The sequence below is a fragment of the Lactobacillus kullabergensis genome (assembly GCF_000967195.1).
In the GTDB taxonomy this organism is placed as follows: Bacteria; Bacillota; Bacilli; order Lactobacillales; family Lactobacillaceae; genus Lactobacillus; species Lactobacillus kullabergensis.
In genome coordinates this window covers 1575939-1588472 of the sequence record NZ_KQ033871.1, presented here as the reverse complement: position 1 = coordinate 1588472, position 12534 = coordinate 1575939, and the positions used below count along the sequence as shown (strand labels likewise).

Genomic DNA, 12534 nt, shown 5'->3' with positions numbered 1-12534 from the left:
ATATTTATATAGTATTTTAAGTATATTGCATTTTTTAAGCTCAAATCTATTAAAAAACAGAAGCAAAATATAAAAGTTAATTGAATGAAAAAACTTATAGTTTAGTTTTAAAAAATTTTGCAGTTTTTTTACATTTATGCAAGAGTATTAAGAAAAGGTTAGCAATGCTTTACTTTATTTGTATCAGCAATTTTTTAGTATACAATATTATGTATTGATAGAATTTTTATAAATAACGAGGTAGAGAAGCAAAATGAAATTTAGTCATAAATTTATGATGGTATCGGCTGCTGCGTTAATTGGTGTCAGCCCTGTAATAGGAGCAGGTCAATTTACTGTTGTGCAAGCGGCTGACAAGGTTGCAACTAAGAAAAACAACAATTCAAAGCAAAATACGATTAAGTTAAGTCATAATGCTTATGTTTATGACAAAAATGGTAAAAGATTAAAGACTTATATGGGTAGTGCTAAGAATACCAAAATTGGTAAAGGCATCACCTTGACATTTAGTGAGAAAGTTACAATTAAAAATAAGGAATATTATAATTTGGGTGGCAATGCTTACGTTAAGGCAGCCAATGTTGGCTATGTTAATGGCAAGAAGGTTGTAAAACCTGCAGCTACAGCGAAAGCCAAGATAAAGCATAATGCCTACATTTATGATGCAAAAGGTAAAACCGAGAAAAAGAAGATAAAAAAGGGGCAAACAGTTACAGTTGACCAGCTTATTTATATCGGCAAAAAGTTGTTTTACAGAATCAGCGGTCAAAGCAACCAGTTTATTAAGGCAGCAAATGTTGGAAAAACGACAGGTGCTAAGTTAAAGCCAGTTAATAAAAAGCCAAGTAAAGATGATAATTCACCAAGTGACAACCAGAACGATCCTACTGTGATCACATTAAGTCATAATGCTTATATTTATGATGGCAATGGTCATTCGACTAAAACTTTGATTAGAAAAGACGAAAAGATTACAGTTGATCAACTTAAATATATCGGCAAAAAGCTGTTTTATCGTATTAAAGACGATAACTTCCCTGGCGAAGATCAATGGGTTAAGAAGAATAACGTCGGTATAGTTTCTGGTAAACAATTGCAGCCGACAAATTCTAAGCCAGAAGATGATACGGACATCACGACAATTACTTTGGCACGTACTACTAATGTTTATAACAGCAAAGGTGTGGCTCAACCAACCAAAACTTTTGCTAAAGGTCACAGAGCACGAGTTACCGAATTAAGGTACATTTGGGTAAAGGATGATAATAAGGCTGAATTGTTCTACAAATTACAAAGTGACAAGAACGGTTATATTAAGCAAGACGATATTAGTAAAGTTAGTGGTGTTAAACTAACTCCAGTCAATACTCCTGATACAGCTAAAGATGAGACGGTTACTGCTACTTCAACTGATAAAAAGAGCTTACAAGACTTGTTAGCTCAAGATGCGGCAGTTAAAGCAAGTGATTCCTATAAACTTTCTGCTAAAGCTTTGCGTAGTGCTTATGATTCGGCCATTTCAACTGGTAGTCAAGTTAATACAGCTATTGCGACTGTAGCGCAAGTTAGTGATACAGTAAACCAAATAAATAATGCGAAGGCTGCTCTAAATGGCAAAAAGGTTGTCGTTAGTGATTTGAAAAATTTGACTATCAATGAATCTAATGAAATAGTTGATTTGGTTGCCAGTGTAAACGGCGTTGATAAAAGTGCAGTTCAGTTTAGCAACAATAATACAGTTTTGACTGTTACAAGTGCTAATGGTTTCCAGCAAACTTTAAATATTTCAGACTATGCTACAACAAATAAGTAGTTATAACATATTAAAACAAGACGACATCCTTTGAGGTGTCGTTTTTAATTTTTATGTAATTTTGCAGTGAATTAGCTATGTACTTTACTTAATAAAGTCATTTTTATATAATATTATTGAAACGTTTCAAAGAAATGAAATGAGGTTAGGAAATGGTAAAAAAGGTTTTCCCGAAAAACTTTCTGTGGGGCAACTCTACATCTAGTATGCAAACTGAGGGAGCTGTCAAAGAAGGAGGCAAGGGTAAGTCAGTTTATGATACTTATAGAGCAAAGGATGGCAGTTCAATTTGGGATACAGCAATCGATGAGTACCATCGCTATCCAGAAGATCTTGATTTATATGCTAATCTAGGGATCAATTGCTACCGTTTCCAAATCTCTTGGAGTAGAGTTAATCCTTTGGGTGATGGAGATTTTAATCCTGAAGGAATTAAATTTTATTCAGACTTAGTCGATAGTTTACTTGCAAGAAATATCGAACCAATGATTTGTCTTTACCACTTTGATATGCCATTGAATTTGGCTCAAAAATATAATGGTTTTAGCAGCCGCTATGTAGTTAATGCTTTTGTTCGTTATGGCAAAAAAATGATTGATATTTTTGGCAAAAGGGTAAAATACTGGCTAACATTTAATGAACAAAATCTTTATTTTATGCCTGGAGCAGCAAAAATTGCTGGCAAAATAAAAGGTGATGAAACAATCGATGATTTGTATATTATTAGTCACAATCTGATGCTGGCTCATGCGCAAATTGCTAATTACTTACATGAAACAACGAATGATAAAATTGGTGGTATGTTGGCATATAGTGAAGTTTATCCAGCTTCATCAATGCCTAAAGATATTTTATATGCTCGTCAAATTGACGAATTTCTTAATAAAAACCTGCTCGATGCCTTTGTTTTAGGACATTATTCAAATGAAGTAGTTAATTTTGTCCAAAAAAATGATATTCAAACTGGTGTCCTACCCAGCGATCTTGCAGAAGTCAGTAAAATGAAAAGTGATTTTATCGCATTCAGTTATTATCAGAGCTCGACAATTAGCAGCACTCTTGTACCCGAAAAAACTGCTCCTAATTATTACTTTAAATTTGGTGGAAAAGAGAATCCATTTTTACCAGTAAATGAGTGGGGTTGGTCGATTGATCCTGACGGCTTTAGGGATGTTTTGACTAAAACCTATAATCAGTATCATGTACCTCTGTTTCCTATCGAAAACGGCATTGGATTAAGAGAAAAATATGACGGTAAAGAAATTCAGGATAATCAGAGAATTGAATACCACAAAGAACATTTACGTGCTTTAGAAAAAGCAATGAATAATGATGGTGTTAAGGTTCTAGGCTATTTAGTCTGGGGGTTAATTGATATACCCAGCTCTGGCGGAGATATGGCTAAGCGTTATGGCATGGTTTATGTTAATCGCACTAATACCGACTTATTGGATCTTAAACGCATTCCTAAGAAGAGTTATTGGTGGTTTAAAAAGGTAATATCAAGTAATGGCGCAAGCCTGAATTAAAAAGAAGGCACAAATATGAAATTAGCAGTTTTTGATATTGGTGGAACTAATATCAAGTGTGGTAGTTTTCAGGATAATAAGATAACTAAGATAGAAAAATTTGCCACACCCAAGACTTTTGCAGGCTTGAAGATACAAATGCACCGATTCATTGATAAGCATGCTTTTAATGGCATAGCTATTAGCGCACCTGGTGCTGTTGATAAGTCAAGTGGCACAATTAAAGGCATCAGTGCAGTACCTTATATTCATGACAGACCAATATTTAAAGAATTACAAGAGGAGTTTTCATTACCTGTTGCAATTGAAAATGATGCTAATTGTGCTGGTATTTGTGAAATTAATATAGGTGCCGGAAAAGATTTTACGAATGTAGCTTTCATTGTGATTGGAACAGGAATCGGGGGTGCAGTTTTTATCAATAAAAAATTATATAAAGGCAATCATTTATTTGGTGGAGAATTTGGTCTCATGCAAACCAGTGATGGTGGAACTCTGAGTACACGGGCAACAATTGTTAAAGCTGCATCTGAATATGAAAAACAAACCCATGTCGATAATATCAATGGTGAAAAATTATTTCTGTTAGCAGATCAAGGAGATAAATTAGCACAAGATCTGATTGATAAAGTTTACAGTTTTTTGGCTGTTGGCTTATACAATATTGAGGTTGCTTTTGATTTCGATGCTTTAATAATTGGTGGTGGTATTTCAGCTCATAAAGGTTTTAGTTCTGAATTATCTAAACGTTTATATGCACAATTGGTAAAAAATAAAGTGGGTGAGATAATGCCTGAAGTCAAAGAGTGCCAGTACCACAATAATGCGAATTTATATGGTGCTGCATATAACTTTATCTCAGATTATGCTATAGAGGTGAAAAATGGCAACAATTAAAGATATTGCTAGTAAGTCAGGTGTATCAGTTGGTTCTATCTCTCGCTATTTAAATGGTATTCATTTAAAAAAAGAGAATGAAGAAAAGATTAAGCAGGCTATCAAAGAATTACACTATATACCAAATCAAACCGCTAAATCTCTTAAAATGAACAAGTCTTTTTCAATTGGGATACTGGTTGATAACATGGATAATTTTTACAGCTCTCAATTAATAGCAGCTTTGGAGCAATTGTTCGATCATGCCGGCTATTTTTTACTATTAACCAGTCATCGTAATAATGAAAAAACTTTTGAATTCAAACTAGCAAAATTAATTGAGCGATCTGTTGATGCTTTAATCATTTTGAAAGCGGAAACTAAGTGGCAATCTTTTCAAAAAGTTGGGCAACTGCCATTACCGGTTGTTTCAGTTGAAGCCTCATTGCCAGACAAAAAAGTGCCAGAAATCATGAGTGCTGATATGATGGCTTCGCAAAAGGTTGTCACTAAAATACTGCAAAAAAGAAATAAACCTGCTTTTTTGATTCCAACTGAAAGTGACTATGTGCTGCAACAGCGGCTAGCTGGTATCAACGCCGCATGCAAATCAATGCGGGTAACACTTACTCCTGATCAAGTAATTTATGTCAACTACGGTACGACTGAAGCTTACGAAGCAGTTGCAGGATTGAATAAAAAAGGTTTTGACTCAATTTTTGTCACTAATTATACTAATGCTATTCAAGTCGTTCAAGGGGTTCGTGATTGTGGTAAAAAGGTAGGAACAGATATCGCTGTTGCTGGATTTGGCTATTCCCATTTATTACAAAATATGAAATTACCAGTTACTTTAATAAAGCAACCAGTAGAGAAGGTAGCAGAAAAAGTGGCAGAAACAGTATTAAAGCTGCTTGACCATCAGAAAGTTGAAAAGCAGGTTTTTATTCAAGACAAGATATTTTGGCAAAAGGAGTTGCAAGATGAATGAAAAAAATGAGAAGAGACAAGATATAGTTGAGAATAAGAAAGCGCAACAGGAAAGCTATCAAGATTTACCGCAAGCAATCCGAGATAAATTAGAATGGTTTCAAAATCAAAAACTGGGTATTATTTTTCATTGGGGCTTATATGCCCAAGCAGGTATTGTTGAATCATGGCAATTATCAAAAGAAGATGATTGGGCTCGTATGCATGGTGCTTTTCGCAAAGATCTAAAAGAATTAAGACATGATTATTGGGCATTAAACCATGAATTTAATCCGGTGAATTTTAATCCAGAAAGTTGGGCTAAAGCAGCAAAATATGCTGGCTTTAAGTATATGATTTTTACCACAAAGCACCATGATGGTTTCAACATGTACGATACCAAATATAGTGACTATAAGATTACCAGTAAAGATTCTGCTTTTCATAATAATCCATTGGCTGATATCTTAAAATATGTTAACGAGGCTTTTCGCAAGGAAGGAATCGCTACCGGTGCTTATTATTCAAAGGCTGACTGGCACTGTCCTTTTTATTGGGAACCTGGCTCTGATCCCCGAGGAAGATATGCAAGCTATGATCCTGTTCAAAAACCAGAGTTATGGCAAAAATTTCAAAAGTTTGTTGAAAATCAGTTAGTTGAAATTTGCCAAAATTATGGACCAATTGACATATTATGGCTTGATGCTGGCTGGGTTAATGGCGGTCACCATGAATTCCTGCCTATGGAGCAAATTGCCAGAAAAATTTGGCAAATTAAAGCAGATACCCTGATTGTTGACCGCACAATTGGCGGAAAATACGAAAATTATGTTACACCAGAACAACAAATACCTACCATACCTCCACAAAAGGTTTGGGAGTCTAACTTAACTTTGGCTAAAAATTGGGGATATGTACCTAATGATCAATATAAAAGTTTTAGAGAAATACTAGATAATATTATCAAAATTATCTCATTGGGCGGCAACGTCATTTTAGGAATTGGTCCTAAACCAGACGGTACTTTGCCACAGCCTGCCTTAGAATTAATGAAAAAACTAGGGGATTGGTTAAAAGTTTTTGGTGAAGCCGTCTATGATACACGTGGCTGTCCAGAATATGTCAATAAGAACATTTTTATGACAAAGAAAAACGCAGACTACTATTTATTTTATAACAGTGAAGAAGTTAATCACAAAATTTCAGTCAATGATTTGCCAGTAAAATCGAATACAGTTTTAAGCTTAGAAACGGGAAAATCAGTTTTTGTTAACAACGGTATTATTAATTTGCCGAAAACTGCTTTTCCATATAGTGTAATAGAAATTAAAAAGTGATAAAAAGCCTCTCAAAATATTCAAATTTTGTTGAAATCACTTACATTTTTTGTTGAAACGTTTCCAATTTAGAGTTATAATATTGTTGTTGAAACGTTTCAAAAGTTAATATTTTAAGGTAAAAAGTTGAAGGGGAGAAAATGAGTATTTCTGACAAAATTAGCAAAATGATTTTACCGCTAGCTACTAAGATTGGTAATCAACGGCATTTGGTAGCTATACGTGATGCCTTTGTCGACATTACACCTATTATAATGGTAAACTCATTGTTTATATTATTAAATTCCCTGGTTTTAAATCAGCCTGCTGTTTTAAAAGTGTTTCCGTATGCTGCAAATTTGACCCAAATGGGAACTATGGTAAATAACGGTACCATGGGTTTTATGACCATTTTTGTAACTTTTATTATAGGTTACTAAATTCTTATATTGCAGACGGTAGGATCAGTAATAATGACATTAGTCCTATTCATGCTGGAATATTAAGTGTAGCTACCGCTTTGATAATGTTTCCTTTAAATAATCAAGCTGTTGTTTCTGGTTCAATGAAAAATGTGACGGTAACTGGGGTCTACACCCAAGCGCTAACTTCTTCTGGGGGTATGTTTGTTGGCTTGATTGCTGCAATTTTGAGTACCGAATTATTACTATTCTTTTATAAATCTAAGAAATTAAGAATAAAAATGCCAGATGGAGTACCACCAGCAGTGGCTCAATCATTTAATTCTTTGATTCCTGAATCTCTTGTAGTAATTGTTTTTGCTGTTTTTAGTTTTGCCTATGTTCAAATATTTCATCAAGGAGTTACTGACTTGGTTCAAACAATTATTTCTAAGCCTCTGCAAGCTGCTATGGAATCTTGGATTGGCTGCTTTGTCATTCAGTTTGTTACTCAATTCTTATGGTTCTTTGGTTTACACGGACAAAATATTGTAGCTTCAGTTACCTCTCCTCCTATGTTAGCTGCAATCCAACAAAATATGGCTGCATTCGCGGCTCATAAAGCAGTACCTAATATTGTTACTAATCCTTGGCTCGGGATGTATACTTTGTTCGGTGGCACTGGAGCAATATTACCGTTCTTAATAGCAATTTTTATTGTATCTAAACGAAAAGATTACCGGGATGTTGCTAAATTAGGTTTGTTACCAAGCTTTTTTAATGTTTCAGAACCAATCATGTTTGGTCTTCCAGTAGTTATGAATCCATATTTTGTAATTCCATTCATTTTTGTACCATTAATTAATTTAGCAATAGCTTATCCTTTGACTATGATGGGCTTAGTTGCCAAAAGTGTTGTAATACCAGCTTGGACAATCCCTCCTATTTTAACTACCTGGGTTACAACTGCTGGAGATATTCCTGCAACAATTTTATCTTTACTGCTTTTCATTTTAGATATATTCCTCTACATGCCATTTGTGATTGCAAGTAATAAAGGAATTAAAGTAAGGTCTGAGAAGTAAAACTTTAGTATAGTAAAATTCAATTTAGTCTAGAATAACTAGCTTATTTGGTAAGTTCGTTATTTTTTATTGCTTTGATATGTATATTAATTGATAATAAATTATAAGAAGTGGTCATTTTAGACTTAATATTAGGATCTTTTGCTTATAAATTAGGAGATGAATATTATGTTATCAAATTCCAGTCAAACTATAGAAAACGAACAAACTATCAGAGATTACTTTAACTCTTGGCTTAAAAAAGATTTTTCTGCTCTTGATAGCTGGTTTAACCAGGATGTCTATTACCGTGAATGCTATGGCGCTACTTATGAAGGGTTAGATGAGTTAAAAGCCTATATTAATTCGAAGTCTAAAGAGCAGACAGTTTTAAAATGGGATATTTTTAAAATTGAACAAACTGATACTGGTAAATTTGTTGTTACTTGGTATTTTGATGCTGTAGAAAAAGAAGAATATTGCTTCGATGGGGTGTCACTAATAGAGTTTACTGGGAATAAGATAAAGAAGGTTGTGGAATATTCAACTAAACATGAAACCTTTCGTCCATTTAAAGAAAAAATCTAAATCAAAGTCTTTCTCATTGAGGGTGACAAACAATAGATGCATCTTTTTATTAAATAATAATTAAAAAGATGCATTTTATTAGTAAAAAAATATGGTATATACCATTTTGATCACCTGACTAATATCGATTAGAGAATATTGAACTATATTGGTGTAGACCAAAACCATAAAACATACAGCCACAACAATTTACGCTTTTAAAATGGTAAACGTTTCCATTTGCTATGGTATAATGCAAGTGTAGTGAAATATTAGTAGGAGGAATTATTATGAATGCTATAATTAACTGGCTAAACAAGCATCTCGTTCCTGTTGCAGCTAAGATCGGTTCTGTTCGCTGGCTTGTTGCATTGCGCGATGCCTTTATCTCAATTATGCCGATTATGTTGGCTGGTTCAGTAGCTAGTGTCTTAAATGCTATCTTTAGGGATGTTCCCACTAACCTAGGATGGACGGGCGTTGTTAACTCAATGCAATGGCTTATCAATATCAATGCGTTGGTATGGACAGGTTCTACTGCAATTTTAGGCCTGCTGTTTGCCTTTACATTTGGCTATCACATGTGTGTTCAATATAAAGTTGAACCGATCGCAGGGGGCTTGCTGACATTAGGTACCTTTATCATGAGCTTGCCTCAGAGCTTTTCAGCTGACTTAAAAAATGTTCTTACCAAGGGAGACATAAAAACATTAACTGATGCTCAAATGGCTGTTAATGGTAAGAATATTAGTGCTTGGGGCTGGTTCAATTTTAATAAGTACTTTGGAGCTTACGGCTTCTTTACCATAATGATTATGGGTGCTATTTCTGTTGCAGTTTACATTGCTTTAGTTAAGAGACATATTACTATTAAAATGCCTGACAGTGTTCCGCCAGCTGTTTCTAATGCCTTTACAGGTATTATTCCTGCAACCGCTGGTTTGTTCGTTGTTGGTATTATTAACTATTTATTCAGTCTTAGAAATACAACGGTGATTGATTTAATTGCTAAAACAATTCAAGAGCCGTTAATGAAGATGGGGCAAGGTTATGGCTCATTATTACTCATAGTGTTCTTAGTTCAACTATTTTGGTTCTTTGGTATTCATGGCACCAATGTTTTGGCTCCGGTCACAGAAAGTATTTGGACTACCGCATTGATTGCCAATACTAATGCCCATAAGATGCAAAAGGCATTACCGTATATGTGGACTAGAAGTGACTTTGACCTTTATGTTTGGATCGGTGGTGCAGGTTCAACTCTGTTACTTATTTTAGCCGTTCTTGCTTTTTCAAAGCGTGAAGATGAACGTGCCGTTGCTAAGATTTCACTTGTACCTGGGATCTTCAACATTAATGAACCTATGATGTTTGGTATGCCAATCGTTTTAAACCCAATTTACATTATTCCATTTGTTCTTGCTCCATTAGTTATGGTATCAATTGCATATGGTGCCTTAAGTCTTGGCTTGGTAAACAGAGTTGCCGTACAGACAACCTGGGCAATGCCGCCATTTCTTAATGCTATCATTGCTACTATTGACTGGCGTTCAGTTATTTTACAAATTGTCAATATGGTCGTTGGTTTCTTGATTTATGTGCCATTTGTAATTGCTTCTAATAACGTGGACCCTCAAAAAGTTAATAAAGTTTAAGGAGCAATAATTTTATGAAACAGTTGGGTATTTCACTTTATCCTGAGCAAAGTACATTTGAGCGGGATAAAGAGTATATGGATTTGGCTCATAAGTATGGTTACAGGAGAATTTTCACCTCACTTTTGCAGTTAAAAAGTGCAAGTGGTGAAGATATACTTGCAAAATTAAAAAAAGATGTTGCTTATGCAAACGATTTGGGTTTTAAAACTGTAGTCGATATTAATCCCGTTTTGTTTAAAGACCTAAAAATTGATTATAATGATCTAGTTTTCTTTCATGATCTCGGAGTCTGGGGCTTGCGGTTAGATGAAGGCTTTAGTGGCATGGAAGAAGCTGCCATGACTCGTAATCAATATGGACTCAAGATTGAACTGAATATGAGTCGGGGTACTAATTATCTTGACAGTATTATGGCTTATGACCCTGAGAATGATAATCTAATTGGTTGTCATAACTTTTATCCACAAGAATATACGGGTTTAAGTGAAAAGATTTTTAATGAATATTCACAAAAGTATCGTGACTATGGTTTGCATACTGCTGCGTTTATTTCATCTAAAAATGCGAAATTTGGTCCGTGGCCTGTTCATGAAGGCTTACCTACACTTGAAAGTGATCGTAAACGGAGCATTTTTAGTCAGGTTACTCACTTACGTTTGAGCAAAATGATTGATGATATTATTATGGGCAACGCTTTTGCCAGTGAAGATGAGTTAGCTGCTGCAGCAAATGCTTTTAACAGTTCATTTCCTACTTTAGGAATCGATTTTGAAGATGATATTTTACCAATTGAGCAAACGATTTGCTTAAAAGAGCCTCATTTGTATCGCGGTGATGCTTCTGCATTTCTGTTACGCGACACGCAGCCTCGAGTTGTTTATGCTAAGGAAGATATTCCAGCTCATAATAATGACAAAGCTTCTTTTGCAAGAGGAGATATAGTTGTTGTTAATGATAAATACCCGAGGTATAAAGGAGAGCTTCAAATTGTTTTAACACCGTTTGTTAATGATGGCAGACGTAATCTTGTAGGACACTTACATCCCGATGATTTAGACTTGTTAAAATTTATTGAACCTTGGAGTACGTTTATATTACAAAAAAGTTAATTACATTGACTTGATTATTAAAAATCGTGGACACAGTTCACGATTTTTTTAGTTACTCATAATCTCCGTATATATAATATAATAATGTCTGTAAGTGATTTCACATGTAAAGGGGAGAAAAATTTATGTTAGGTTTTTCAATTTATCTCAACCGTGATTTAACGGCTGATGATTATAATTATTTACTTGCAATGCGGAATGCGGGATTAACAACTATTTTTACTTCACTGCATATTCCTGAAGATGATCCTAAAATTGTAGTGAGAAGATTAACAGAATTGACTAAATGGTGTAAAAATTTAGAAACTGCTGTCATTGCTGATGTTTCTGAGAGTGGTATGGCAAAGCTGGGGCTTTCACTAGAAAATGAAGAACAGCTTGAAAGCTTAGGCTTGACTGGCCTTAGAATAGACGATGGCGTATCCCCAGCTACTATTTCCAAACTTTCGCAGAAAATGCCAATTGCTCTGAACGCAAGTACTGTAAATGAGGATGACCTCACAGCTTTACGTGAACACGGCGCTAACTTCGAAAATTTGCAGGCTTGGCATAATTTTTATCCTCGTCCAGAAACCGGTCTGGATTCGAATTGGTTAAAAGAGAAAAATGATTGGTTACATCACATGAATCTGGAAACGATGGCATTTGTCGCTGGTGATGCTGTTTTACGTGGTCCAATTCATGCTGGATTACCTACTTTGGAAAAGCAAAGAGGAGAGAATCCTTTAGCAGCAATGCTGGAATTAAAACACATGGGTTGTGATCATATTTTTATCGGTGATGCTTCTTTATCACCGCAAATGATTGATAGTTTCAAAAATTATACTAAAAAGAAGATTATAACCCTTCATGTCAAGGAAAAATTACCACAGTTGTTTCAATATGAATGGCATAATAGACCAGACGTAGCGCGTGATGTTGTTAGGCTTAATGAAGGACGCAGCCGGCAGCTTTTTGATGTCACACCTCAGGAAAGTTCTAGATCTCGGACTAAAGGAACAATTACCTGTGACAATACGAAATATTTACGTTATCAGGGTGAATTACAAATAACTAAGCGTGATTTACCAGCAGATAAGAAAGTTAATGTTTTGGGACACGTGACAGCGTTTGATTTACCCCTTTTGGATCAAATAGGATCGGGACAAAAAATTATTTTTAAACCTGTCACGAATAAATTGGGATAACTTTTTATATTATATAAAATAGAAATAATGACAAATTTATAATTG

The 12534-nt window shown here is 34.7% G+C and carries 11 protein-coding genes; all 11 read left to right on the top strand.

The annotated features are described in order from the left end of the window. Window positions 1-253: 253 nt before the first annotated feature. Window positions 254-1813, top strand: a complete 1560-nt coding sequence (locus JF76_RS08060; RefSeq protein WP_045928566.1) for an SLAP domain-containing protein — start codon at window positions 254-256, stop codon at window positions 1811-1813. A 152-nt stretch (window positions 1814-1965) separates the two neighbouring features. Further along, window positions 1966-3342, top strand: coding sequence for a glycoside hydrolase family 1 protein (locus tag JF76_RS08055; RefSeq protein WP_045928565.1), 1377 nt, complete (start codon window positions 1966-1968; stop codon window positions 3340-3342). A 15-nt stretch (window positions 3343-3357) separates the two neighbouring features. Next, complete coding sequence (locus JF76_RS08050) at window positions 3358-4239, top strand: ROK family protein (RefSeq protein ID WP_045928564.1); 882 nt, start codon at window positions 3358-3360, stop codon at window positions 4237-4239. Then, the gene (locus tag JF76_RS08045) at window positions 4226-5209 is read left to right on the top strand and encodes a LacI family DNA-binding transcriptional regulator (RefSeq protein ID WP_045928563.1); all 984 of its coding nucleotides are present in this window, start codon (window positions 4226-4228) and stop codon (window positions 5207-5209) included. Before JF76_RS08050 ends, JF76_RS08045 begins: the two co-directional genes overlap by 14 nt. Then, the gene (locus tag JF76_RS08040; RefSeq protein WP_045928562.1) at window positions 5202-6524 is read left to right on the top strand and encodes an alpha-L-fucosidase; all 1323 of its coding nucleotides are present in this window, start codon (window positions 5202-5204) and stop codon (window positions 6522-6524) included. Before JF76_RS08045 ends, JF76_RS08040 begins: the two co-directional genes overlap by 8 nt. Window positions 6525-6664: 140 nt before the next feature. Beyond that, on the top strand, window positions 6665-6943 hold the full coding sequence (locus tag JF76_RS10435) for a hypothetical protein (RefSeq protein WP_244267936.1): 279 nt from the start codon (window positions 6665-6667) through the stop codon (window positions 6941-6943). 86 nt (window positions 6944-7029) lie between these two features. Next, window positions 7030-7989: a PTS sugar transporter subunit IIC gene (locus tag JF76_RS08035; RefSeq protein ID WP_244267935.1), complete on the top strand. Its 960-nt coding sequence runs from the start codon at window positions 7030-7032 to the stop codon at window positions 7987-7989. Window positions 7990-8157: 168 nt separating this feature from the next. Continuing rightward, window positions 8158-8556: a nuclear transport factor 2 family protein gene (locus JF76_RS08030; protein WP_045928561.1), complete on the top strand. Its 399-nt coding sequence runs from the start codon at window positions 8158-8160 to the stop codon at window positions 8554-8556. Between the two features lie 269 nt (window positions 8557-8825). Further along, the gene (locus JF76_RS08025) at window positions 8826-10190 is read left to right on the top strand and encodes a PTS sugar transporter subunit IIC (RefSeq protein ID WP_045928560.1); all 1365 of its coding nucleotides are present in this window, start codon (window positions 8826-8828) and stop codon (window positions 10188-10190) included. Window positions 10191-10204: 14 nt separating this feature from the next. Then, on the top strand, window positions 10205-11302 hold the full coding sequence (locus JF76_RS08020; protein ID WP_045928559.1) for a DUF871 domain-containing protein: 1098 nt from the start codon (window positions 10205-10207) through the stop codon (window positions 11300-11302). 125 nt (window positions 11303-11427) lie between these two features. Beyond that, a complete protein-coding gene (locus JF76_RS08015; protein ID WP_045928558.1) occupies window positions 11428-12489 on the top strand; it encodes a DUF871 domain-containing protein in 1062 nt (353 codons plus the stop codon). The last annotated feature ends 45 nt before the right edge of the window (window positions 12490-12534 follow it).